The sequence below is a fragment of the Pseudomonas sp. Fl4BN1 genome, from assembly GCF_009908285.1.
In the GTDB taxonomy this organism is placed as follows: domain Bacteria; phylum Pseudomonadota; class Gammaproteobacteria; order Pseudomonadales; family Pseudomonadaceae; genus Aquipseudomonas.
Genome location: NZ_JAAARM010000026.1, coordinates 1 through 25159 on the forward strand (window position 1 = coordinate 1; position 25159 = coordinate 25159).

Annotated in this window: 21 protein-coding genes; 10 read left to right on the plus strand and 11 right to left on the minus strand. The window is 63.4% G+C overall.

What is annotated here, in order from left to right:
- The first annotated feature begins 382 nt into the window (after positions 1–382).
- The 5 genes from pqqA to GV818_RS24145 all read left to right on the plus strand — a co-directional run bounded on the left by pqqA (position 383) and on the right by GV818_RS24145 (position 5439).
- Positions 383–454, plus strand: coding sequence for a pyrroloquinoline quinone precursor peptide PqqA (gene pqqA / locus GV818_RS24125; protein ID WP_011060521.1), 72 nt, complete (start codon positions 383–385; stop codon positions 452–454).
- Between the two features lie 62 nt (positions 455–516).
- Positions 517–1431: a pyrroloquinoline quinone biosynthesis protein PqqB gene (gene pqqB, locus GV818_RS24130; protein WP_161760070.1), complete on the plus strand. Its 915-nt coding sequence runs from the start codon at positions 517–519 to the stop codon at positions 1429–1431.
- Positions 1432–1614: 183 nt separating this feature from the next.
- Positions 1615–2778 (plus strand): alcohol dehydrogenase-like regulatory protein ErcA, encoded by a 1164-nt coding sequence (ercA, locus tag GV818_RS24135; RefSeq protein WP_161760071.1) that lies wholly within the window; start codon positions 1615–1617, stop codon positions 2776–2778.
- Complete coding sequence (locus GV818_RS24140; RefSeq protein ID WP_161760072.1) at positions 2762–4489, plus strand: PAS domain-containing hybrid sensor histidine kinase/response regulator; 1728 nt, start codon at positions 2762–2764, stop codon at positions 4487–4489. The genes ercA and GV818_RS24140 overlap by 17 nt, the downstream gene beginning before the upstream one ends.
- Positions 4490–4587: 98 nt before the next feature.
- Complete coding sequence (locus GV818_RS24145) at positions 4588–5439, plus strand: VanW family protein (protein WP_161777733.1); 852 nt, start codon at positions 4588–4590, stop codon at positions 5437–5439.
- Here GV818_RS24145 and GV818_RS24150 read toward each other — a convergent pair.
- Entirely contained in the window at positions 5413–5961 is a 549-nt protein-coding gene (locus GV818_RS24150) for a YniB family protein (RefSeq protein ID WP_161760074.1), read from the minus strand. The two genes, GV818_RS24145 and GV818_RS24150, sit on opposite strands and share 27 nt — an antisense overlap.
- Before the next feature lie 185 nt (positions 5962–6146).
- Between GV818_RS24150 and GV818_RS24155 the strand changes: the two genes are divergently transcribed.
- The 4 genes from GV818_RS24155 to GV818_RS24170 all read left to right on the plus strand — a co-directional run bounded on the left by GV818_RS24155 (position 6147) and on the right by GV818_RS24170 (position 11075).
- Positions 6147–6815, plus strand: a complete 669-nt coding sequence (locus tag GV818_RS24155; protein ID WP_161777734.1) for an ABC transporter ATP-binding protein — start codon at positions 6147–6149, stop codon at positions 6813–6815.
- 1 nt (position 6816) lies between these two features.
- On the plus strand, positions 6817–9297 hold the full coding sequence (locus GV818_RS24160; protein WP_161760076.1) for an ABC transporter permease: 2481 nt from the start codon (positions 6817–6819) through the stop codon (positions 9295–9297).
- Entirely contained in the window at positions 9287–10375 is a 1089-nt protein-coding gene (locus GV818_RS24165) for a lipocalin-like domain-containing protein (RefSeq protein WP_161760077.1), read from the plus strand. The genes GV818_RS24160 and GV818_RS24165 overlap by 11 nt, the downstream gene beginning before the upstream one ends.
- A 112-nt stretch (positions 10376–10487) precedes the next feature.
- Positions 10488–11075, plus strand: a complete 588-nt coding sequence (locus GV818_RS24170) for a hypothetical protein (RefSeq protein ID WP_161760078.1) — start codon at positions 10488–10490, stop codon at positions 11073–11075.
- Between the two features lie 302 nt (positions 11076–11377).
- Here the strand turns inward: GV818_RS24170 and GV818_RS24175 are convergent, their stop codons facing one another.
- On the minus strand, positions 11378–11764 hold the full coding sequence (locus GV818_RS24175; RefSeq protein WP_161777735.1) for a hypothetical protein: 387 nt from the start codon (positions 11762–11764) through the stop codon (positions 11378–11380).
- Between the two features lie 189 nt (positions 11765–11953).
- Between GV818_RS24175 and GV818_RS24180 the strand changes: the two genes are divergently transcribed.
- Complete coding sequence (locus GV818_RS24180) at positions 11954–12310, plus strand: hypothetical protein (RefSeq protein ID WP_256679525.1); 357 nt, start codon at positions 11954–11956, stop codon at positions 12308–12310.
- A 16-nt stretch (positions 12311–12326) separates the two neighbouring features.
- Here GV818_RS24180 and GV818_RS24185 read toward each other — a convergent pair whose 3' ends face one another.
- From GV818_RS24185 to GV818_RS24225, 9 genes are all read right to left on the minus strand, one after another.
- Positions 12327–13730: an FAD-binding oxidoreductase gene (locus GV818_RS24185; RefSeq protein WP_161760080.1), complete on the minus strand. Its 1404-nt coding sequence runs from the start codon at positions 13728–13730 to the stop codon at positions 12327–12329.
- A 149-nt stretch (positions 13731–13879) separates the two neighbouring features.
- Positions 13880–15274, minus strand: a complete 1395-nt coding sequence (gene hglS, locus GV818_RS24190) for a 2-oxoadipate dioxygenase/decarboxylase HglS (RefSeq protein WP_161777736.1) — start codon at positions 15272–15274, stop codon at positions 13880–13882.
- Between the two features lie 107 nt (positions 15275–15381).
- Positions 15382–15642 (minus strand): hypothetical protein, encoded by a 261-nt coding sequence (locus tag GV818_RS24195; RefSeq protein ID WP_256679526.1) that lies wholly within the window; start codon positions 15640–15642, stop codon positions 15382–15384.
- A gap of 218 nt (positions 15643–15860) precedes the next feature.
- On the minus strand, positions 15861–16091 hold the full coding sequence (locus GV818_RS34155) for a hypothetical protein (protein ID WP_178125094.1): 231 nt from the start codon (positions 16089–16091) through the stop codon (positions 15861–15863).
- 162 nt (positions 16092–16253) lie between these two features.
- Positions 16254–16649 (minus strand): hypothetical protein, encoded by a 396-nt coding sequence (locus GV818_RS24205; RefSeq protein WP_161777737.1) that lies wholly within the window; start codon positions 16647–16649, stop codon positions 16254–16256.
- Positions 16612–16926, minus strand: a complete 315-nt coding sequence (locus GV818_RS24210; RefSeq protein WP_161777738.1) for a hypothetical protein — start codon at positions 16924–16926, stop codon at positions 16612–16614. Before GV818_RS24210 ends, GV818_RS24205 begins: the two co-directional genes overlap by 38 nt.
- 11 nt (positions 16927–16937) lie before the next feature.
- Positions 16938–21809: an RHS repeat-associated core domain-containing protein gene (locus GV818_RS24215; protein WP_161777739.1), complete on the minus strand. Its 4872-nt coding sequence runs from the start codon at positions 21807–21809 to the stop codon at positions 16938–16940.
- Positions 21810–21811: 2 nt separating this feature from the next.
- Positions 21812–22921 (minus strand): DUF2169 family type VI secretion system accessory protein, encoded by a 1110-nt coding sequence (locus GV818_RS24220; RefSeq protein ID WP_161777740.1) that lies wholly within the window; start codon positions 22919–22921, stop codon positions 21812–21814.
- Positions 22921–25119 (minus strand): type VI secretion system tip protein VgrG, encoded by a 2199-nt coding sequence (locus GV818_RS24225; RefSeq protein WP_161777741.1) that lies wholly within the window; start codon positions 25117–25119, stop codon positions 22921–22923. Before GV818_RS24225 ends, GV818_RS24220 begins: the two co-directional genes overlap by 1 nt.
- Positions 25120–25159: the final 40 nt, after the last annotated feature.

Sequence of the window (25159 nt, forward strand, 5' to 3'; positions counted from 1 at the left end):
CTAATACTCCTACAGGATGGTCCAAAAAAACTGGACCACTACAAGCCGGCTCCTACCGGGGCAAGCCCCCACCACCGCCATCCGTGTAGGAGCCAGCTTGCTGGCGAAGGGGGCCGCGAGATCGCCTTCGCCGGCAAGCCGGCTCCTACCGGGGCAAGCCCCCACCACCGCCATCCGTGTAGGAGCCAGCTTGCTGGCGAAGGGGCCGCGAGATCGCCTTCGCCGGCAAGCCGGCTCCTACCAGGGGCGGCCCACCAACGCTATCCATCTCCTCCTACCAACGCACCCCGCCAGCTCGTCCCAAAGTAGCATTCGGCACCCGTGCCCCCCGTGCATTAATGCCCCTACCGGAATCCCCCGGCATAACAAGAGGCTTGACCCCATGTGGCATAAACCCGCGTACACCGACCTGCGTATCGGCTTCGAAGTGACCATGTACTTCGCCAACCGCTGAGCCGTCCCGCTTCGGCCGGTACTGGTGTCGGCCGGAGCCTTCTCTGCCCTCAGGAGCAAGCCATGCATATCCGCATTCTCGGTTCCGCGGCGGGCGGCGGTTTTCCCCAGTGGAACTGCAACTGCCGCAACTGCACCGGCGTGCGCAACGGTACGCTGCGTACCCAGCGTCGCAGCCAGTCGTCCATCGCCCTGAGCGACAACGGCGTCGACTGGGTCCTGTGCAATGCCTCGCCAGACATTCGCCAGCAGCTGGAGTCTTTCCCCGTGCTGCAACCGGCCCGACAGCTGCGGGACACGGCGCTGGCCGGGGTGATCCTGCTGGACAGCCAGATCGACCATTGCAGCGGCCTGCTGAGCCTGCGCGAGGGTTGTCCGCATCAGGTCTGGTGCACCGAGATGGTCCATCAGGACCTGAGCAGTGGCTTCCCTCTGTTCAACATGCTCAGCCACTGGAACGGCGGCTTGCAGTGGCAGCCGATCCACCTCGATGGCCGCGAGTTCAGCCTGCCGGCCTGCCCGGATATCGCCCTGCGGGCCATAGCCCTGCGCAGCAGTGCGCCACCGTATTCGCCCCATCGCGGCAACCCGCATCCGGGAGACAACATCGGCCTGTTCATCGAGGATCGGCGCAACGGCGCCAGCCTGTTCTACGCCCCGGGGTTGGGGCAGGTGGACGATGCACTGCTGGGTTGGATGGACCGCGCCGACTGCCTGCTGGTGGACGGCACCTTGTGGCGCGACGACGAGATGCGCCTGTGTGAAGTGGGCGACAAACTGGGCAGCGAGATGGGCCACCTGGCGCAAAGCGGCCCTGGCGGCATGCTCGACGTGCTGGAGCGTTTCCCCCGGGCGCGCAAGGTGCTGATTCACATCAACAACACCAACCCGATCCTCGACGAAGACTCCGCCGAGCGTGCCGAACTGACCCGCCGCGGCATCGAAGTGGCGTTCGATGGCATGGACATCCACCTCTGACCTTGCCCCCGGAATGTCACTGACAACCGTAGGAGCCGGCTTGCCGGCGAAGAGGCCCGCAAGACCGCCTTCGCCGGCAAGCCGGCTCCTACAGGGGAGGGCGATGGTCGGATGGGCAATCAGCGGCGGATGCTTTAGGCTGGCGCTCTCCTTCAAGAACAATAAGAAAACAGGCTTCCCCCCATGGGCCAGAATCTCAGTCTGCTGCGCAAGTTCGTCTCTCCGGAAATCATCTTTGGCGCCGGCTGCCGGCACAACGTCGGCAACTACGCAAAAACCTTTGGCGCGCGCAAGGTGCTGGTGGTCAGCGACCCCGGGGTGATCGCCGCCGGTTGGGTCGCCGATGTCGAGGCCAGCCTCCAGGCCCAGGGTGTCGACTACTGCCTGTACAGTGGGGTGTCGCCCAATCCGCGAGTGGAGGAGGTGATGCTCGGTGCCGAGGTCTACCGGGAAAATGGCTGTGATGTGATCGTCGCCGTCGGCGGCGGCAGCCCGATGGATTGCGGCAAGGGCATCGGCATCGTCGTTGCCCACGGCCGCAGTATTCTCGAATTCGAGGGCGTCGATACCCTGCGCCAACCCAGCCCGCCGCTGATCATGATCCCCACCACCGCCGGCACTTCGGCGGACGTCTCGCAGTTCGTGATCATCTCCAACCAGCAACAGCGGATGAAGTTCTCCATCGTCAGCAAGGCGGTCGTCCCGGATGTGTCGCTGATCGACCCGGAAACCACCCAGGGCATGGACCCGTTCCTCTCCGCCTGCACCGGCATCGACGCCTTGGTGCACGCCATCGAGGCCTTCGTTTCCACCGGTCATGGGCCGCTCACCGATCCCCATGCCCTGGAAGCCATGCGCCTGATCAACGGCAACCTGGTGCAGATGATCGCCAACCCCGGCGACATCGCCCTGCGCGAGAAGATCATGCTCGGCAGCATGCAGGCCGGGCTGGCGTTCTCCAATGCGATTCTCGGCGCGGTGCACGCCATGTCCCACAGCCTGGGGGGCTTTCTCGATCTGCCCCATGGACTGTGCAACGCGGTGCTGGTGGAGCATGTGGTGGCCTTCAACTACAACTCGGCGCCGGAGCGTTTCAAGGTGATCGCCGAGACCTTCGGCATCGATTGCCGCGGCCTCAACCAGCGGCAGATCTGCGGGCGCCTGGTGGAGCACTTGATCGCCCTCAAGCGCGCCATTGGCTTCCACGAGACCCTGGGTCTGCACGGGGTCAGCAGCAGCGATATTCCGTTCCTCTCGCAGCATGCAATGGGCGACCCGTGCATCCTCACCAACCCTCGCGAATCCAGCCAGCGGGATGTCGAGGTGGTCTATGGCGAGGCCCTCTGAGGAACAGCAACGGGCCCTGGCCGGGCTGCTGGGCCTGGGCAATCATTCGGCGCGCAAGAGCCACTACCCGGAACTGGCGGCGCGCCTGGAAGACCTGGAAACCGAGCGCAACCGCTACAAGTGGCTGTTCGAACACGCGGTGCATGGGATTTTCCAGGCCAGCCTGCAAGCCGGCATGCGCGCGGCCAACCCGGCCCTGGCGCGCATGCTGGGCTACCAGGACCCGCAGGAAGTGCTGTTTTCCCTGGCCGACCTGGCGGGCAACCTGTTCGTTGGCGGCGCCGGGGAACTGGCGGCCATCGGCGAGCAGTTGCAGAACCAACGCAGCCTGCTGGGCTATGAAACCCAGCTGCGGCGCAAGGACGGCAGCAGCATCGATGTGCTGATGAACCTGCTGCTTAAACCCGATCAGGACGGGTTGGTGGAAGGTTTTGTCGCCGACATCACCGAGCGCAAGCTGGCCCAGCAACGCCTGGAACAGCTCAATGATCAACTGGAGCAGCGGGTCGCCGCGCGCACCGACGAGCTGCTGGAAGCCAACCGCAACCTGCAACAGCAGATCGCCCGGCGCGAGCGCATCGAACGTGACCTGCGGGTCGCCCGGGATGCCGCCGAGGCGGCCAACCGCAGCAAGGACAAGTACCTGGCCGCCGCCAGCCACGACCTGCTGCAACCGCTGAATGCTGCGCGCCTGTTGATCTCCACCTTGCGCGAGCGGCGCCTGCCGGCGGCCGAGCAACTGCTGGTGGAGCGTACGCATCAGGCCCTGGAAGGCGCCGAGGACCTGCTCACCGATCTGCTGGACATCTCCAAGCTCGACCAGGCGGCGGTCAAACCGGACCTGGCGGCCTATCGCCTGGACGAAATGCTTACGCCGCTGGTCTCGGAATTCCAGTCGGTGGCTGAGGCGGCCGGTCTGGAGCTGCGGGTGCGCTTTGGCGACTTCGCGCTGTTCACCGACTTGCGGTTGATGACGCGGATTCTGCGCAACTTTCTCAGCAATGCCTGCCGCTACACCGAGCACGGCAGCATCCTGCTGGCGGCGCGGCGCCGTGGTGATTGCCTGCGCCTGGAGGTCTGGGACACCGGGCGCGGGATTGCCGCCGAGCGCCTGGAGTCGATCTTCCTTGAGTTCAACCAACTGGACGTCGGGCGCGCCGCTGATCGCAAGGGCGTCGGCCTGGGGCTGGCGATCGTCGAGCGCATCGCCAAGATCCTCGGCTACCGGGTGCAGGTACATTCACGCCCCAGGCGTGGCTCGCGCTTCAGCATCGAGGTGCCCCTGGCGGCCCGGGTGCCGTTGCCACTCAGCCAGCAGGCACCGCAGCCGGGCACCGGCAATCCGCTGCCGGGACGGCGTTTGCTGGTGCTGGACAACGAACTGAGCATTCTTGAAAGCATGGCCGCGCTGCTGGGGCAGTGGGGCTGCGAAGTGCTCACCGCCACGGATGAGGGCGCGGCTCTGGAGGTGTTGCAGGGGCGGGCGCCGGAGCTGATCCTGGCGGATTTCCATCTGGATCACGGGGTCACCGGCTGCGAGGTGGTGCAGCGGTTGCGCGAGCATTTCCAGCAGCCGCTGCCGGCAGTGATCATCACCGCCGACCGCAGTGATCAGTGCCGTCGGGCCTTGCAGCAATTGGGCGCGCCGCTGCTCAACAAGCCGTTGAAGCCGGGCAAGCTGCGGGCGGTACTCAGCCAGTTGCTGGGGTAGGAGGCGTGCGGCTAGTGAGGGCGTGAAGTTGCAGCTAAGATGCCGCAGTTTTTTTCCTCAAGGACGAAGGCGACCTCTGGTTCGCCGTGGACCCCGCCATGAAACCCCTGTCGTCTTATCACCCCGCGCTGTACTGGTTGCGGGTGCGCCAGAAGCGCCTGATGCGCAGCCTGGCCTGGCGCTTTTCCGGACGTCGCTATGCCCGGCCCACAGCCGATAGCCCGCGTTTGCCGCACCGCTTTATCAAGCACACCTCAAAATTGATCCGCACTCTGGGCGACTCCGACCTGGCGCTGCAGCACAACAAGGTGATCAACCTCAAACTGGCGGTGGCCTGCATCGACGGTGTGCGCATTGCGCCCGGCGAGTATTTTTCCTTCTGCAAACTGGTGGGCCGGCCCAGTCGTGAGCGCGGTTTTGTCGAGGGCATGGAGTTGTCGTTCGGCGAGGCCCGCAGCGGCATCGGCGGTGGCATCTGCCAACTGAGCAACCTGATCCACTGGATGGCGATCCACTCGCCGCTGCTGGTGGTGGAACGGGCCAACCACAGTTTCGATCCGTTCCCCGATGAGGGCCGGGTGCTGCCGTTCGGTTCCGGCGCGGCGATCTTCTACAACTACATCGACCTGGTGCTGTACAACCCGGGGCCGATGACTTTCCAGCTCAAGCTGCTGGTGGGGCCGCAGCAACTGGAAGGCGAGTTGCTCTGCGAGCAGCCACGGGACTATCGCTATCACGTCTACCAGCAGGCCCATCGGTTCGTCCGTGAGGGCGGCCGGGTGTACCGCGAGAACCAGATCTGGCGCGACATCAGCACCAAGGGCCAGAACCCAGAATTGGTGCGCCAGGAGTGCCTGTATCGCAACCGGGTGGTGGTCAAGTACCCGGTGGCTGACGCGCTGATCGATCAGCCGGCATGGGGCTCAGATGATGCCCAGCATCCACAGTAGGCCCAGGTAGACCGCCGCGACGCCCAACGGCCAGACCACCAGCAGGCGGACCTGGCTGAAGAACGACGGCGCCTTGCCCACCAGGGTCGAGTCTTCCAGCTGTTGCAGGGTCTTGGCGGGTACGCCTTCCTCGACCGGGGCCTTGAGCTGGGCCTCGATCAGCGGCTCGACTTCCTCGACCTTGCGCATCAGCCCCCGGCCCGTGGCGAACAGCGCCGCGCCGACGAAGATCAGCAGGTAGATCACCAGGAATTTCCAGTGGGTGGGGTAGCTCAGGTCGATGAAGCTGGGGGTCGGGCTGTTGTCCCAGAACCAGTTCAGCGGCTGGGTGTTGGCATTGACCTGGTACACGAAGTACTTGATCGGTCGATTGATGGTCGAGGCCAGGGTGGTGTAGCTGTCCAGGCGCCAATGGAGCATTTTCAGGGTCGAGAAAAAGGTCGAGATCAAGGCACCGGTAAACAACAGTGCGCCTGCGGCGATGAACAGCCGGTACTGCAATTGGGCCCTGGTGTAGGTCATGGGTGCTTCCTGCAATAGAAGAAAAGGGCCGCAATACTATATTTCGTGGCAGCGGGACGATAGGGGCGGGTACTCGCTTGTCGGTCGCAGAGGCCCTGACGGCCTAGGGGCGCAAAGGTTTCCGCTGGCCCGGTGGGCAACTCGCGTTATCCTTGATCCCCCTCTCAGGTCGGACGAGTCAGCCCATGCTGCAAGTACAAGGAGTGTTCAAGAGCTACGCCACGCCCCAGGGGCCGCTGGCGGTGCTGCAGGGTGTCGATTTGCACCTGGGGCCGGGCAGCAGCCTGGCGCTGATGGGCGAATCCGGCAGCGGCAAGAGCACCTTGCTGCACCTGGTGGCGGGGCTGGATCAGGTGGATGGCGGCAGCATTCGCCTCGGTAGCCAGCGCCTGGAGCAGATGAGCGAAAGCCAGCTGGCCAACTGGCGCCGTACCGAGGTCGGCCTGGTGTTCCAGCAGTTCAACCTGATCGGCAGCCTGCGGGTCGAGGACAACCTGGGGTTTCAGGCACGCCTGGCCGGGCGCTTCGATCCGCGCTGGCAGGCGCAGTTGGTGGAGCGCCTGGGCCTGGGGGATTTGCTGCGGCGCTACCCCGAGCAGCTCTCTGGCGGCCAGCAGCAGCGGGTCGCCCTGGGCCGGGCCCTGGCGTCGAAGCCAGGGCTGTTGCTGGCGGATGAACCCACCGGCAGCCTCGATGAAGCCACCAGCGACGAGGTGCTGGAGTTGCTGCTGGAGCTGTTGGCCGACAGCCCCACCAGTTTGCTGATGGTCACCCACAGTCATCGGGTGGCCAGCCGTCTGCAACAGACCGTGGAGCTCCAGCGCGGCCGCCTGGCCGCTTCGGGCGAGGTTTGAAATGCGGGTTTTTCGCGGTGCGCTGCAAGCGTTGCTGAGCCATTGGCGTCAGCACCCGGTGCAGTTTTTCAGTGTGCTCACCGGGCTCTGGCTGGCCACCAGCCTGCTGACCGGGGTCCTGGCCCTCAACACTCAGGCCCGGGACAGCTATGCCCGGGCCAGCCAGCTGATTGGCGGCGAGCCCCAGGCCAGCCTGGCCAGCGCCAATGGCGCGGTTTTTCCCCAGGCATTGTTTGTCAGCCTGCGCCGTGCCGGCTGGCCGGTGTCGCCGGTGCTCCAGGGCGGGGTCCAGCTCAAGGGCCACGACGACCTGCGCCTGCAACTGATGGGCATCGAGCCGTTGTCGCTGCCTGCCGGTTCTGTCGTCGCCGGACAGGCCCTGGCGTTGCAGCAGGTGGTGGATTTTTTCAGCCCGCCGGGCAGCACCTGGGTGGCGCCGCAGACCCTGGCGAGCCAGGGCTGGCAGCCGGGACAACAGCTGGAGGCGCTGAATGGCCAGCGCCTGCCGCCGCTGCAGGTGCGGGCGGACATGGCCCCGGGGGTGTTGCTGATGGACATCGGCTTTGCCCAGCAGGTGCTCGACCAGCCCGGGCAGTTGAGCCGGTTGCTGCTGCCCAAGGACTTCGCCGCCCACCTGCCGCCGTTGCCGGCGCAACTGGCCGGGCAACTGGTGTTGCGCCAGGGTGAGTCGGAAAACAACCTGGCGCGCCTGACCGAAAGCTTTCACCTGAATCTGGATGCCTTGGGGTTCCTGTCGTTTGTGGTGGGCTTGTTCATTGTTCACGCCGCCATCGGCCTGGCCCTGGAGCAGCGTCGCGGCCTGCTGCGGACCTTGCGCGCCTGTGGGGTCAGTGCGCGGATGCTGATCTTCTGCCTGACGGTGGAGCTGGGGGGCCTGGCGTTGTTGGGCGGGCTCGCCGGAGTGGCCAGCGGTTATCTGCTGGCCGGGCTGTTGCTGCCGGACGTGGCTGCCAGCCTGCGCGGTCTGTATGGCGCGCAAGTGCCGGGGCAGTTGAGCCTGAGCCCCTGGTGGTGGTTCAGCGGCATCGGCCTCAGTCTGCTGGGTGCCTTGCTCGCCGGCGCCGCCAGCCTGTTGCGGGCGGCGCGCCTGCCGCTGCTGGCCTTGGCCAATCCCCAGGCCTGGCATCAGGCCCATTCCCGCTGGTTGCAGCGCCAGGGCTGGGTCGCGGTGCTGGCGTTGCTTCTGGCCCTGGCCGCCTGGAAGTGGGGCGACAGCCTGGCCAGTGGTTTTGTGCTGATGGCGGCCTTGCTGCTGGCGGCGGCCCTGGGCTTGCCGGTGCTGCTCAATGCCGTGCTCGGGGCCTTGCTCGGACGCCGCCGTGGGGTGCTCGGGCAGTGGTTCCTGGCCGATTGCCGGCAGCAGTTGCCGGCCCTGAGCCTGGCCTTGATGGCGTTGCTCCTGGCCCTGGCGACCAACATCGGCGCCGGCAGCATGACCGCGGGTTTTCGCCAGACCTTCAATGACTGGCTGGAGCAGCGCCTGACCGCCGAGCTCTATATCAACCCGCAAAGCCCCGAGCAGGCCCGCCGGTTGCAGGACGGGTTGCCTACTCAGCCCGGAGTGACGGCGGTGTTGCCCAGCTGGCAGGTGCCCTTGCAGGTGCAGGGCTGGCCCGCTGACTTGTATGGGGTGATCGACCATTCAACCTATCGCCAGCACTGGCCGTTGCTGGAGGCCGAGGGCGATGCCCCGTGGGAGCAGTTGGCCGCGGACGATACGCTGATGCTCAGCGAGCAGTTGGCCCGCCACCTCAAGGTACGCTTGGGTGAGCGCCTGAACCTGCCGGTGCCCCAAGGGCAGTGGGCACCGCGGGTGGTGGGGATCTATGCCGACTATGGCAACCCCAAGGGCCACTTGCTGGTGAATGCTGAGCACCTGCTGGCGCACTGGCCAGGGTTGACCCCGAACCGTTTCAACCTGCTGCTGGCCCCGGGGGCGACGCCGGCGCTGATCAGTGCGCTGCAGCAGCAGTTTGCGCTGGACGACAACCGGATCATCGATCAGGCCCGGCTCAAGAGCTGGTCGCTGCAGGTCTTCGAACGCACCTTCGCCGCCACCGCGGCGCTCAACAGCTTGACCCTCGGGGTGTCCGGAGTGGCGCTGTTCATCAGCCTGCTGACCCAGAGCCAGAGTCGTTTGGGCCAGTTGGCGCCGCTCTGGGCCCTGGGCGTGGGCCGTCGTCAGTTGATGCTGCTGAACCTCGGCCAGACCTGGCTGCTGGCGTTGCTTACCTTGCTTCTCGCGCTGCCCCTGGGGATCGCCCTGGCCTGGTGCCTGAACAGTGTGATCAATGTCCAGGCCTTCGGCTGGCGCCTGCCGTTGCGGGTGTTCCCCGGGCAGCTCCTGCAACTGCTGGGCCTGGCGATGCTGGCAACCCTGCTGGCTTCGGCCTGGCCACTGTTCAAGCTGTACCGGGCGCAACCGGCGGATTTGCTGAGGAGCTTTGCCCATGAAGATTGAGCGTTTTTACCGGCATTGCCCGGCACTGTTATTGACGTTGCTGCTGGCCGGCTGCGACCAGCCTACCGAGGCGCCCCAGGGTTTCGCCGGGCTGGGCAACGAGGCGTCGGCCTTTACGCCGGTGTTGCCGGGGCGGGCGTTCAGTTTTCCCGCCGACCATGGCCCCCATGACGGTTTTCGCATCGAGTGGTGGTACCTGACAGCCGACCTGAGCGACGCCCAGGGCCGGCATTTCGGCGTGCAGTGGACGCTGTTCCGCAGTGCCCTGCGCGCGGCCCCCGAGCAGCCCGGCTGGGGCGCGCCGCTGGTTTGGCTGGGGCACGCGGCAGCCACCTCGGCCACCAGCCACCACGCCGCCGAGCGCTATGCCCGGGGCGGTGTGGGGCAGGCCGGGGTGACCGCGCAGCCGTTCCAGGCGTGGATCGATGATTGGCAGTTGCGCAGCCTCGACACCCGCGGCGATCCCCTGGCACGGATGCAGGTGCAGGCCAGCGGCAAGGGTTTCGCCTATCAACTGCAGCTCACCAGCAGCCAGCCCCTGGTGCTGCAAGGCGAGGGTGGCTACAGCCGCAAGTCTGACCAGGGCCAGGCGTCCTACTACTACAGCCAGCCGTTCTTCCAGGCGGCCGGAGAGCTGCAGATCGATGGCCAGCGCTATCAGGTCAGCGGCCCGGCGTGGCTCGATCGGGAGTGGAGCAGCCAGCCTCTGGCCGCCGACCAGACGGGCTGGGACTGGTTTTCCCTGCACCTGGACAGCGGCGAGCGGCTGATGCTGTTCCGGGTCCGGGAAAACCACCGCGCACCCTATATCACCGGCACCTGGATCGATGCCCAGGGCCGCGCCCAGACCCTGAGCCGCGAGCAGATCCAGCTGACGCCCCTGGACCACCGCACAGTGGCCGGGCGGCGCCTACCTACCCGCTGGGGCCTGAAGATCCCGGACAAGGGGCTGGACATCACCACCCAGGCCCTGAACCCCGAAGCCTGGATGAACCTGAGCATTCCTTATTGGGAGGGGCCGGTAAATCTTGCCGGCAGTCATACCGGCAGCGGCTATCTGGAAATGACTGGTTACTAGAGCGCCGCGACCGGTGGACGCGGGGGCCGGGTAAAACCAGGCAGGCGGTCTATGCTCTGTCCCTTGACCTGAACCGTCGGACAGGTTTTTCAACCACAAGGAACGTCGAACCATGAAAACCCTCAACAACCTGACTCGCGCCATTGCCCTGGCCACTGTGCTCGGCGCCGCCAGCCTCAGCGCCCATGCCGCCGATATTCCGCTGTCGGGAACCATTGAAGCCGATCAACTGGTGACCAAGGTCATCTCGGTAGATGCCGCCAAGCATCAGGTGGTGCTGGAGGGCGCTGGCGGCAAGCCGGTGCACGTACAGCTGAGCGATAAGGCCAAGGACCTGGCGAACCTGAAGGCCGGTGACCAGGTCAAGGTCACCGTGACCCACTCGGTGGTGGCGGTGCTGGATACCGATATCGAGAAAGGCAAGCCCGATGCTGCCGAAACCACGGGCGTGGTGCGTGCCACCAAGGACAATCCGAACCCTGGCGGCGCGGCGTATCGACAGGTGCAGGTGCAGTTGAAGATCACCGACATCGACCTGAAGAAAAACCAGCTGACTTTCGAAGGTCCGGCAGGCAACAAGAAAGTGGTGAGCGTCGAGAAACCTGAAGTCAAGGAACGCCTCAAGGATCTCAAGGTCGGCCAGAGCGTGCTGGTGACCTACACCGATATCCTGCAAGTCACCACGGCGCACGAAGGCTGATGGTGCGCAGCTGAAGCGGGAAACCTCGGTGAGCGCTCGGGATAATTCCCCTGTCCAGTTTTATTCAGAATTTGCTCACGGACTTTCCCCTTCAGTTGCTCTAGAATGCCAACCGTTCGCCCGGTGCAAGGGCTCTTTACCGGTGCATGGATTGCCAGGCCAGAGCACTGGGCGAACACCCTCTTCGGGTCGCGCTCCGCGACTGTCGAGTCCTCTTCCGAGGCTCTGTAAATCTCTCTGAATCCTGTTAACCGCTCCATTGCAGATGGCTTGCCTGATCAGCCGTTGTTCGTTGTGCGCGCTCAAAGTTCGATGGGCCGCAGACTGACCTGCCGCGCCAGCAGCTTGACGAACAGTGGCGTGCACTGCGCAACGTCCTGCACAGACAGCAGGACGATCGACTGGCCGATGGCCAAGGCCGCGCCACCGTCGTCGTCGACCTGGAGCAGGTGACCACTGATCTGCAATGCACCCTGGTCCCAGTCGATACGGGGCTGTCCCTCGGGGCTTGGGCCGATGTTGTGGTTCCAGCGCAATTCATCCTCCAGGCTCAACTCCACTTCATAGTCTTGCGCCACCTGCGGGGTCGGCCCCAGCCATTGGCCGCGACCCTTGCCGCAGGCACAGGTGAAACTGACGCAAAGGGTTTGCGCGGCGCTGCTGTGGATGTCCGTCAGGGTGATACGCATGTGATGATTTCCCGAAATCAAGTGAGCTCAAGAGGTGCCAATCCGGGCACCATGGGCCGGGCAAGGAGCAATGCCAGGCCAGTGCCGATTTGTTGTTGCGTAACGCCCAGCCCTTCAACAAAATGTGCGATTGCCCCGCCAGACAGGTCGTGGGCCGTGGAGTTGATCGGGGATCCTGGATTGATCTGGTTGAAGCGTTTTCTCATGGTGATCGGCGCGCTGGCGCTGATCCTGCTGGCACTGGCAGGCGGGCTGATGGACTTTTCCAAGGACGCGGTGCATCAGCTACCCGACCATCCCAATGCCCAGTGGCAGGGCGCGGCGGATGGTGGGCATTACATCGAGGTTACCCGCGCCGAGCCGCCTTATTTCTTTGTCCAGGTGCGCTACGAAAGCGGCAGCCTGTGGAGTGAAGGCTGGCTCAAGTATGACGACGGCGAGGCGGGCGCCTTGACCGCCAGCCAGGTGCTGGCCTTTGACGGTGATGGGGTGATTTACCTGCAGCAACGCAAGGTCCTGGCCAGCGACAAATCTCAGGCCCATTGAGCGGCAGGTCGTGCTTTCAGTTGCGGCCAGCAGGCCCATAGGCGTCCCACAGTTTATTGCGAAACTTGTTCTGCGGATCGACCCGCGCCTTCAGGGCGAAGAACTCTTCAGCGCGCGGATACGCTGCGCGAAACTGCTCCGGCGTGGCATGGACCTGATAGGGCAGGTAGTAGCTGCCCCCGTGCTTGATCGCGCTGTCCACCAGGGCTCGGGTCCAGTCCCCCACCTCAGCGCGTTCTGCCACGGCAGTGCTCTGCTGGTAGTACAGGACCAGGGCGAACACCTCGGTCTTGGCCCAGGCCAGCAGGGTGCCAGGGTCGGCCTTGGCGTGACGGATCGACAGGTTGATCACGTTGACCTTGTGCGCCCGTAGCGTCTCGCCCATCTCCTGCACGAAGCTTTCCAGCTGTGCCGGCGGCACGAAGTATTCCTGCAGCACATAGGTGCGCTTGGCCCGGGAGTCGGGTTCCAGTTCGCGGACATCGAGGCTGGCCTCGTGGTTGCGCCAGGACACTTGCGGTTTTTTCAGTACCAGCGGGTCGATCAGGTCCTGGCGGATGGTCTTGCCCATGGGCCACTGGCTGACCACCTTCAGCGCCTTCTGTTCTTTCCAGTAGTTGCGGTCCAGGGGCGTCAGGCGTTCCTCGACCGTGAGCGGCAGCTCGGTCTGGCTGAAGGACACGGCGCGCAGGGTCTGGTACTGGTTGGGGTAGAGCACGGCGTTGTGCAGGATCACCTTGGGGTTGCGCTCGACCTGGGCAGAGAAGTAGCTGCGATAGTCCGCCAGGGGCATCTCCTCGTAGCTGCGCAGCAGGCGCACGTTATCGCTCAGCCGTAGAGTGGCTTCGACGATCACCCCCAGGCCGCCGTAGCCGCCGATGGCGCCGTAGAACAACTGGGCATTGGACGTCGGGCTGGCTTCGATCACTTGGCCGTCGGCCAGCACCAGCTTGATGGACTTGACCGAGGTCACCAGCGGTCCATAACCGACGTAGCGTCCGTGGGCGTTGACGCTAAGGGCGCCGCCAACGGTGAAGTTGGCGTAGCTCTGCATGATGCTCACGGACAGGTCGTAGGGGTCGATGAAGCTTTGCAAGGCACGCCAGGTGATGCCGGGCTGGACGGTGATTTCCTTGCGCTCCCGGGCGAACCCGAGGATGCGGTTGAAGCGCCGCATGTCGATCTGCAGCGCCTGCTCGGTGGCGGTCTGGCCGCCCATGCTGTAGCGCCCGCCACCAATGGCGATGGGCCCGGGGTGCTCGGCCACCTGCTTGATAATCTGTTCCAGGGTGGTGGGCTGCACCACCTGGTCAACCACAATGGGGTTGAGCTGGGTGATGTCGTTGACAGTTTCTGCAGCGTGGGTGTTCAGCGCCGTGGTCAAGGTCGCGCAAAAAAACAGGCCGATCGCGAATCTCATTCGCCGTGTCCATCCCTGGTGGTGAAGCGCCTCGGGCGGTGGCGCAGGTGGCGGCAGAATATCCTTCCCGAGCGGCCCTGACCATGGGCTGCAACGGCTCGGCGCAGGCAGTTGGCACCGACCGCGGGGGTCGATGCCGGGGGAGGGGACTACAGCGCGGGCAAGCCGAGGGTTTCGGCACACTGTTGCAGGGAACGCTGCTGGGTCTGGGCGTAGAGTTGCAGCTCATCGAGGGTGGTACGGCCCAGAGCGGTCTCGAAGGCCTGGCGGTTGGAGTGTCCGGCATAGTGGCTCTGGCTGTCGTCGCCCAGGTTGGACTGGAAGATCCCGGCGGCGCTGACCGGCAGGAAATCCTCATACACCAGCGGCTCGAAGCTCAGGTGTCCGGCTGCCAGCAGCGACTCCAGGCTGCTCGGGCGCTGGGCTTCGGCGCGGGCGGCCAGGCCGGCCTCGCTGACGAAGTAGCGGAAGTAGGCCAGGCCCTGTTGGCGCATCGCGGCGTGGCTGTCCGGGAACTCGGCGAAGTGCTCCTGCATCAGTTGGTTGTAGCGTGCGGCGTTGGCCTCGTTGGGGAAGTCGCCCAGGGCATCGCGGGCGGCATTCAGCAAGCGATCGTAAAGCGCCCGGCCCTTGGGCGTGAGGGCCGCGCCGCGTTGTTCGATTTCACCGAAACGCGCGCTGTGGCTGCCCTGGCTTGGCGCCTGGTCAGTGAAGGCGACACTTTCCTCCAGGGCCTTGAAGCTGGTCTGCCGCAGCAGGATCGGGCAGTCCCGGCGTGGTGGTCCTTCGATCACCGCCTTGGGGGTGATGCCGTGTTGCGGCATCAGGCGCTGCACCTGGTCGATGTCCAGGGTGCGCGGGGTCAGGTGGTTGATGTGCGGGCCCTTGAACGCCACCACGTCGGCGATCAGCCGGTGCTGGGCACTGAGGTTGGCGTATTGGGCGGCGGTCACCGTGGCGTGGTGGTGCCAGCGGAACGTTTCCAGGGCTTGCTCGATGAACTGCCGGGCATCGTCGGCGCCCAGGCCACCCTCGGCCTGGGCCTGCTCGATCAGTTCCAGCACCTTGGGGGTGAAAATCGAGCGTCGGGCCAGCACTTGCTCGGCAAAGTAGCGCAGCTCGAGGTTGTCGATCAGCTCCAGGCGCAGCAGCGAGGTGAAGACCCGGAACGGGCTGACTTGCAAGGCTTGCTCATGTACCGCGCGAAAGGCCGTGGAATGCACCGGCACCCCGGCCGGGGTCAGGTCGTAGTAACCCACGGGCTGCATGCCCATCACCGCGAACAGCCGGGCCAGGGTCGCCAGCTCGGCGGCGGTGCCGACGCGGATCGCGCCATGGCGTTCCAGGTCCAGGCGCTGCAGTTCACCGCTGAGCTGCAAATGCCGGGCGATGGCCGGCTGCTGTTCCAGGACCTGGGCATTGACCTGGGCCACCAGTTCCATCAGGGCGCCATAGAGGGGCACCTCCTCGCGGTACATATCCGACATCGCCCGGGAGAATCCCTGGCGGATCAGGTCAGGACTGACGAAGCTCTGGTTACTCATGGACAGGGTTTCCGTGGCAGTGGAGCGAAGCGTGAGAGGTGCGGGTCGGCCTCGATTCTGCTGGGCCCCAGCGGGGCTGACAAACGAAAGTTCCTCTGAACTTCATTCTACAAATGACTGCACCGGGGCGCGCTGGAGTAGCCCAGGGCATCAATGCCGCAGGCGTTCCAGGAACTGCCGGTACAACTGGGCGCTGCGGGCTGAGTGCTCGACCATGGGCAGATGGCCAAGGCCTTCCCAGACTGCATCTGGGCCTGGGGCCCGCCTCTGGCCCAGACCAGGGCGTTGCTGGCGTGCAGCAGACGCTCCTCGCGGCCACAGAGCAGCAGGTTCACCGTGGCCTGTCGCGGGCCGCCCTGGTAGGTCATCTGGGTTTCGGCACCGATCTTCGTCGGGATTTTTCTGGCTCTTCACGGAATCCCGGGAAACCCAGAAACAAGAACGCCGATTTGATTGATGATGTTGGTACGCGCAAACACATCTAAAAAACCGGCGTTCTTGTGCGCGATTTAATACGAACCTTCCTTTTTGGGAGGGCTTTTCTGTCGTCACGATCAAGCCTGACAGCGATGCCCTTCAAACCGATCTAATCCCCATGCCACCCAATTTCCTTTCTGTGCGCCAAGGGGGTAATGCCATCCGGGGCATGGCTCCAGCGGGTGGGGTGTTCGAAGGCGATGGTGCCGTCGGCGTAGATCGGCGCTGCTTCGAGCAGTTGTTCGCCGTTCCACAGGTATTCCTCGCCGATGATGTGTTTTTCACTGTGGGCGTAGGCCGTATCGTGTTTGTTGCTGCGGCTGAAGTTGAACTTGCGCATGCGTCGACCAAAGGCGTCGTACTCGTAGCGCCAGTGGTGGTTGCCGGGGGTGTAGAGGTCGGTGAGGCGGTTGTCGCTGTTCCAGCGGTATTGCCAGCGCTGAGGGCGAAAGCCGTGGCGGTGGAGGATTTTTTCGGCCAGGCGGCCGCAGGCGTCATAGCGCTAGCGATTGGCTCCGGACTTGATCACGCGGCCGCCTTTTTGCTCGGCCTTGACGCCCATGCCTTTTACGCTGTGGATTTGTCCTTCGCTGAGCAGGTTGAGGGCGTTGTCGTAACACCACTGTTGTGGCTGGCCCTGGCCCAGGTGGGCGGCGATCAGTTGCTGGTTGGCGTTGTAGCGGTATTGGCTCTGGCCCCAGCGGTTGTCGTCGATCTGGATCGGGTTGAAGGCTTTGTCGTAGCGGTAATGGCGTTCGACAAAGGAGCCCGCTGCTCCGCCGACCTGTTGCAGGTTGAACCAGGCCGTACTGCTGCGCTGGATGTCCCGGTCTAGGATGTCGTGGCTGACCAGGCTACGATCAACTGTTAGGTTTCGTTGCTCCCAGTAGAAATACATCTGCTACTTTTTGAGGGCCTTCGTATATCTCAAATTGGTTATTGGCATACATTTTTTCTTCTGGTGCATTCTTCATAAGAAATCTAACTGTTCCTGTACTCATGTGTTTATCAGTATGTTGAACTGGCTCGTCAAGTTCAAGTACAACGCTCCACGAGTTATTCGGCCAGTCCATGTCGTCGGGAAATTTTGCAACGGGATAATACCTTACTTTTCCCAGAAGTTTTTTTCGTCCTCCTTCACTAGGAGGTAGCCACTCGACTCTAACTGGATGCATTTTTTTCTCCTTTACTGGCATTTTTTGTAATTAATATCTTTGCTCCACGTGATTTTAATTCTTGGATCAGTCAAGTCGTCTAGTTGTGCATATCTTGCTGGTCCAATTCCATCTAGGTGAGGGTTGATGTGCATCTTGTTCGCAATGTCGTCCGGAATGTTGACCTGTACAATTTTGAACGTGTCACCGCCGTGCCCCATTTCTTGTCCCCACGTAACGGCATCTTTATAAGACTCAGCAAACCACTTTCCTTCCATTGTGCCTTGTGCTTTCCATGCTCCGTCCTTCATTAATTGTGAGTATTCATCAGTGCTCATTCCTCTGTATAGAATCATTAGCCCCAGCGGATCAATCCAACTCAACGGATTATCCACATACCCCTGCGGCCGAGTCCCACCACCCAACCCCAGCGGATCAGGACTCAAATACTGCGCCGTCTCCGGATCGTAGTACCGATGCCGATTGTAGTGCAGCCCACTCTCTTCGTCGTAGTACTGACCCGGAAAGCGAATCGGGCACGTCGTCTTGTTGATCGGTATGACAGTAGCGCTTGAAAACTCATCATTCGCCGCCTGCCACAACCGTGCCTGGCCCCACACCTGCGGGCTGTTGCTCCACCCCAGTTGTCCGCTTTCGTCCAGCAGTTCCCGAGGCGTGCCCAGGTGGTCGGTGACGACGTACCAGAGTTTGTCGCCTTGCTGTTGGGCCAGTGGGGTGATGCCGCCCGGGGCGTAGCTCCAGCGGGTGGCGTGTTCGAAGGCGACGCTGCCGTCGGCGTAGATCGGTGCGGCTTCGAGCAGTTGTTCGCCGCTCCATAAATACTCTTCGCCCACGCTGTGTAGGGCGTCGTTGGCGTAGCTGAGGTTACTTTGGGTCAGGTTGAACTTGCGCAGGCGGCGGCCAAAGGCGTCGTATTCGTAACGCCAGTGTTCGTTGCTGGGGGTGTAGAGGTCGGTGAGGCGGTTGTCGCTGTTCCAGCGGTATTGCCAGCGCTGAGGGCGAAAGCCGTGGCGGTGGAGGATTTTTTCGGCCAGGCGGCCGCAGGCGTCATAGCGGTAGCGATTGGCTCCGGACTTGATCACGCGGCCGCCTTTTTGCTCAGCCCTGACGCCCATGCCTTTGCCGCTGTCGATTTGTCCTTCGCTGAGCAGGTTGAGGGCGTTGTCGTAACACCACTGTTGTGGCTGGCCCTGGCCCAGGTGGGCGGCGATCAGTTGCTGGTTGGCGTTGTAGCGGTATTGGCTCTGGCCCCAGCGGTTGTCGTCGATCTGGATCGGGTTGAAGGCTTTGTCGTAGCGGTAATGGCGTTCGACAAAGGAGCCCGCTGCTCCGCCGGCCTGTTGTTCGGTCAGCAAGCTGAGTCGGTTGTATTGCTGTTGTAGATTGAAGCCGGCGACGCTACTGCGCTGGATGTCTCGGCCCAGGGCGTCGCGGCTGATCTGCAACGGTGCGTGCCCGGCGATCAGCAGTTGTGCCAGGCCGCCATTGCGGTCGTGCTGCCATTGCACTTGAGGCAAGGCGGCGAAGGCTTCCTGGGCGTTGGCCTGTTCGTCGATGGCGCCGGCCTGTTGGCCGATGGGCAGGCCGCTGACGGGGTCGTACTGGTGTTCGATCAGGCGGCCATTGATGCGTTCGCTGAGCAGGCGGCCCACGGCGTCGCGTTGATACTCGATATGGGCGCCCGGGCTGCTGACGCTGGTCAGGTGCCCGACTTGGTTGTAGCTGAACTCGGTCTGTTCGCTCAGTTCGCCATTGGCGCGGTGGTGAGAGATGTTCAGCAAGCGCGCACTGGCGGTGTCGTAGTGGTAGGTGATGCGGGCGCCGTCGGCACAGTGTTTTTCCGTGAGCCAGCCGACGGCGTTGTAGCTGTAGCGAGTCAGGGTGCCGGCGAAGTCGCGCTCGGCGACCAGGCGTCCGGCCTTGTCGTAGGCGTATTGATAAAGGTCACCGACGCCATTGGTCAGGTGGGTCAAGCGGGTGAGTTTGTCGTAGCCCAGGGTCAGGCTTTGCCCACCGGGGTAGGTGAGCTTTTCCAGCAGGTCGAAGGCGCCGTAGCCGTAGCCGGTGCGATGGCCTTCGCCGTCGACGAAGCTGGCCAGTCGGTGTTCGCTGTCGTAAGCCCAGTGTTGCTGGGTGCCATCGGCCAAGGTCACGCCGCTAAGGGAACCACGGGGGTGGGCGTGCTGGTTTTGATAGGCGTAACGGGTGATCTGGCCCAAAGCATCTTGCTGCTGGAGAGGGCGGCCCAGGGTGTCCAGTTGTACGCGGCTGATTTGGCCGTCCGGTTGCTGGATTTCACTCAGGCGCTGTTTGCCGTCGTAGCGGTAGAGGGTCTGTGTGCCCTCCGGCCAGGTCTGGCCCAGCAGCTCGCCGTGGACTCCGCGTTGGTAAGTGGTGGTTCGTCCATCGGGGTCTTTGACGCTGCTGAGGTTGCTCTGGGTGTCGTACTCCATCTGCCAGGAGGCACCGTCGGCGGCGAGGTATCGCGCCAGCAGGCCCTGGGCGTTGTAGTCGAAGGTGTGCCGAGTGCCGTCCGGGTTGATCTGGGTCAGCAGCTCGCCGAAGTCGCTGTAGCGGTAAGTGGTGGTGCGGCTCAGCGGGTCGGTGGTGGCGACCTTGTTGGTGTATTCGTCCCACTCGGTGAGCCATTCATGGCCCAGTGCGTCGATCTCGCGCACCACCAGGAAGTCGGCGTTGTAGTAGAAACGACTGCTGCCGCCTTCGGCGTCATGGTAGTCGGTGCAGCGGTTGGCATCGTGGTACTCGAAGCGGTCGGCGTAATGACCGCTGTCGGCATGGGTGCGAATGACCCGCCCTTTGGCGTCGTAGGCAATGTGGAAATGGGTCTTGTCGGTGTCGTGCCACTGGGTCATGTGGCCGGCGTTGTCGTAGGCGTGATATAGGGTGCCGAATTGATGGCTGGCGCAGTCGGTCAGCATGCCCTGTTGCTCATAACGGCAACTCAACAACCGCCGAGGGCGTTGTTCAGCGTCGTGCAGGGTGATGCCTGTCAGCAGGCCTGTGCTGCCGAGCTCAATGTGCAACTGATAGCCATCGCTATGCTCGATGCGCTGCAGCCGCTGCTGTGGACCGTAGATAAAGCGGATGCGGTTGCCGTTGCCGTCCTCGATCGTAGACAAGGGACGAGTGTCGTTCGGGCTGTGAGCAAAGCTCAGGGTCTGCTGGGTAGCGCGGTCATACAGGCACAAGGTCCCCGAACGTTGGCCGCTGAGCAGGTAGCGCCCGTTACGCCGGTTGTGGGCCTGGACATCTTCGTCCGGGGCGTCGTAGTCCAGGGTGCTGCCGTCGACGCTGTGGTAGGTAATGCGCTGACGATCGAGTACCAGGTGCTGGGACCAGTCGTCGGCCCATTTATGCCCCAGCAGCCCACGAAAAGTGGCCCGTGAGCGGTACAGGCGTGAGAGTTTCAGCGGGATGCTGCCTGGGATCTCCAACACCGGCCAGGTCTGCAGGTAGTCACCGGTGGCGACATCCACCGGTTCGCCTTCCAGGCTGCATTTGCTGGTTTCGCAGTTCTTGCCGCTGTCGGAGGTTCTTCCGGTTTTTACGTCTTCAGCGGTTCCATGGGGCGCTCCCTTGGGTTTGGCGTGAACGCCATCGCCGACTTCGGTCGCTACACGGCCGACTTTTTTGGCGCTACCGGTGTTCTTGAGAGCTTTCAACGCCTTGGCCGCTTTAGCGGCAGATGCGGCCTTGCCTGCCTTGAACAGCGCCCACGGCAAGGTAGCAATCTCCACCCCAGCCCGCGTTACGGCTTCAATATGGTTGCCCTTGGACCAGGCCTCCGTCACGGGTTTGACCAGGGCTGAACCCACGGCTTTGGCACCGCTCCAGGCCCCTTCACCCACGGTGCCCGGGGTGATATTTCCAAGGCGCATGTTTTCCGCGAGTATCTGCGCGTCCAGCGCACGACCTTTCATGCCATCCGAGGTGTAGCCCTGGAGGTTCCTGGCTTGATATTTGACCCCGGTATAGGCCAGTTCACCCAACCCCATGACCGCGTCTTTGGCAAACCCGGCCAGGCCACGAGTCATCTGCGCATCGACGTCTGCCATACCGGGAACATGGCCTAATGCGCCCAGTACCACCCCTTGCTTGATACTGGCGATGCCCTCATCGGCGCTTTTATTCCAGCCATCAAAATCGATGTATTGATCCAGACCATCGATGTCGAGCTGTTGCTGTTTCAGGGCTTCGCGCTCGGCCTCCAACGCTTGCAGGCGGGCACTGGTCCGCTCCCCGGGAGGCGCCAGGTCACTCGACTCGCTGGCCACCGGAGCGGCCGGCTGGGCTGCCGTCAGGATCTTGCCCAGGGTGCCGCCCACGCCGGCAGCGTTGCAGTTGATCAGGCAGGCGCTGTCATGCCGGGCCAGCGGCAGGCCATTGACCTTGACGTTGTTATGGCCCTCCAGCAGTTTGACGTTGCCGGCACCCAGCGAGGTGCCGGCGACCACATGAGCACCGGCATTGGCCTGGACCTGGTTGAAGAGGTCGCCCAGCCGATAGACCTTGGTGCCACGGGCCTTGACGTCGCTGGAAGCCAGCAGCGGTTTGTCCAGCATCGCGAACGAGTCGAAGGCCACCACCAGCGGTCCGACCCAGCAGAAGTCCGGCACACTGCACACGGCTTTCCACTCGCTGCTGTCATGGGCCACATGACGCTTGCTACCCCCTTTGGCGGTTGCGGCCGCGTCCCTATCGACTGGCGCCGACTCGGCTGCCACCGCCTGGGTAGCTGCTGCCTTTTGTGCATCCAGTTCAGCTTTGAGCTGTTGCAACTCACTGAGCCGGCGTTCATCCATCAGGCGTTTTTCCGCTGCCGCATCATCGGCACTGTCGGAGATCGTCAACCTGTCCGTCATGTTCAAGCCTTCCCTGGCAACGCGGCGGTGCCGACCAGCGCCATCGTTATCTGGCTGATACCTGCGGTTACGGGCAGGCGCCACAGCAACACGGCCTGGCGCTGGTCCAGGTCGAGGCGCAGGGTATCGAGTACCGGTACGCTGACGTGGAACTCACCGCCTGCGCTTTCGCACACCACGATGGGACCAACACTGGGCAATTGCAGGGTGCAATCGCCCTCGCGCAGGCAACCTTTGAGCCGCACACTCTCGTCGCCGGCCAGGTAGGGCGCGGCCACCTGGTCGGCAGGGGCGCTCTGGTAAAAACGCGGGTCGAAATCTTCTGGCAACAAGGGGTAGCGTTCGGCGAGCCACTGCCCATCCAGCGTGCCTTGCAAGCCCACTCGCGGTTGCCACCAACGGGCCAGCGCTGTCAGGCCCACGGGCTGCAAGCGCTGTGACGGAACGCTGTAGGGGTGTGATGGGTCTTCAATCTGTGGGGCGGGCAGGCTGTCCAACTGCGCGATCTGCGCTTCAATGCGCTGGCGCACCGCAGCCTCCAAGGTGCTCAGTTCAGCCGCGCTCGGCAGCCAGCCACAACCGGCAGAGTTACTCGGGTAACTGACGTTGGGGACCGGTGTCTGGTCGGGTGATGGATCGGGGTCGTAGAAACAGCCGCCAAACGCCAGGCGGTAATCCAGCGCGACCTTTTCCACCTTGTCGGGGGCGCCGAGCGTCCACCCCATAAGCCCCTTGTTCACGGTGCGTGGACCACAGACCTGCAAGGCCTTGCGCACCGGTCCGACGTGCACCTCGACCGGCCAGCGCGTTAGCCACTGCCCCTCAAAACTGTGCACGCTGCCTTGCAGCAACACATCGGTGCCGGGCTTGCCCAGCACCAGATCGCCTTCTTCGGCGATAACAGCCTGCAAGGGGTGGGTGGTTATCGGGCCATCAACGCGATCACCCAGGACAATCTCGCTCTGCTTTGCACTCAACGGCATGGCCCGGTCCAGAGCGAAATCAAAGGTGCCGCGAATCACCAGGATGTCCATCGGCACACCCGCCGGGGTGGTTTTTTCATACAGCAGGTGCGGCAGGCCCGTGTGGTTCTCGATGTGGATGACGCCCATCACCAGCTACCGTCGATCAGCAGCGGCATGGCATCGGTCACATCCAGACCTTTGAGCTGAGTGGTTTCGGCGTCCACCGGCAGGTTCGGCGCCGGTTGCGCGGTGCCACTGTTGAGGTGCACGTCTGCAGGTGCATCGGCGTTGACCGTGTTGCCCGCTACCAGGTGAATGTCCGGCCCGTCGAGGTAGATCCCGGCATCGGTGATCACGACTTTCGAGCGTCCGACCTGCAGGGTGATGCTTTCACCGTCCAGCTTGATGCTCGATCCTGGCCCACTGGCATCTGGCGCTGGCTCCTCACCTTCAGGCGCAGCCTCGCTTTGCACGCTGCCATCAGCGACCTTGAGGCTGTAGGACGTGCCGATCACCGTGCTCTGGCTGCGGCCTACCTGGGTGCTCTGGTTGATCCCCACCAAGGTGTTCATGTGCAGGCCGACGTTCTGGCTGTAGACCGTGCCGATGTTCATCATCTTCGCCAGCCCGACGTTTTGCAGGGAGGCCAGGTTGATGGTCTCGGTCTTGAAGCTGTCGACATTGATCGACCAGTTACGCTTGATGTGATCGCGTTCGTGACGGTCGATGGTCTTGGTGCGATCACGTCCGACCCAGTGGGTTTCGTCGTGTTCGACTTCGATGTTCTGGTCTCTTTGTGCGTGGACGTAGATCTCTTCGGCGCCCTTTTTGTCCTCGATGCGCAGCTCGTTGGAGCCATTGCCGCCCAGGCTGCTACGGGTCTTGAACACGCTGCGGGTTTTATTCGCCGGCAACGGATAAGGCACCGGGGTGTGCTGGTTCGGTACGCAGCCGGTCACCACCGGATGCTCTGGGTCACCGCCGATAAAGCTCACCAGCACTTCCATGCCGATGCGCGGGATCACCACATGGCCAAAGCCTTCACCGGCCCAACTGGTGGCCACGCGCACCCAGCAACTGGAGAATTCGTTGCGCTCACCCTCGCGGTCCCAATGAAATTGAATCTTTATCCTTGAGTGCTCGTCACACCATATTTCCTCGCCGGCCGGACCGGTCACCAGCGCGGTCTGGCTGCTCAGTCGGGGCTTGGGTGCCGGCTCTTCAGGCCGAAAGAAGGTCTCGCTGGGGATGGCGGTAAAGTGGTTGCGGTAGCCCTGGGTAAATCCAGCATCGCCCTGCGGGGCGCTAGTCACCGACTCTTCCAACACCTGTGGTTGACGACCCTCATGCTCAACGCTCGCCAACAGCCACATCTGGTTGTATTCGCTGCGCGGGTGCTCGGTCAGGCTCACCAGGTGACCACTGCGAAAGCTCGGCAGATCAGCCTGGCCTTTGGCCAGCTGGTAGTCGGCACGGTGCCCTTCAAGGGCGATCTGGCTCAGTTGCTTGCCCACCACGCCTGTGGTGTAGCGCCCCGGGTAGCGGTAGTCCTCAAGCACCGGCAAGGCCTCGATGCCTGCTTCACTGCGCAAGGTGCTGGGCACGGGGTCGAGCTTGGCGCCGCTGGAGGCGCTTCTCGGGTCGGGTTTTTTCAGGTCGTAGTCGCGTCGAGCCACCTGGCTGGTGCGGGTGCTGAAGCGCACCGCGAAATGCCTGACCACCGGGTCTTCGGCCGCCAGGCCGGTGCCTTGCTGATAGCGCGCGGGGGCGAGAATGGGAAAGTCGGTTTGGTTATCCGACAGCACCAGAGTGTGATTGTCGAGGCGGTGTTCATGGTGCCAATGAATGCCGTCTTCAAAGCACAGGCGTTGCACAAACTCGAAATCCGTTTCCCCGTACTGCACGCAATACTCACGCGGCAGCGAAGGTTTGGGGGCAATGTTGAAGCGGTATTGATCGGCAAGAATGCCGTGTTCCTTGAGCACCTTGGCGATGATCTGCGGCACCGTCAGGTTCTGGTAGACCCGCTGGTTGTGCCGGTGCTGCAACTGGTACAGGTGCGGTCGCAGGATCAGGTGATAGCGGGTCATGCGCTTGCCGCTGTCGCCGACTTCGATATCGTCGATCAGCCCATGGATGCCTTCGCCGCGCAGGCCGAACTGCAAGTAGGCGGGCTGGTTGAGCAGGCTTTCCAGATCGATATTGGGGTTGTCCGAAACCAGTTCGACATGGATCGCATACAACTGACTGATGGCTTCGTCGCCCTTGAAGGCCAGCACCTTGAAGTCGTTGGGAACGGCGGGAATGGACAGCACAAACTGCGCAGTGTCGGCCGGCGCGAACATAGGCTCATCCTTAAGCTTGAGAGAGGCAGACCCGCGCCGT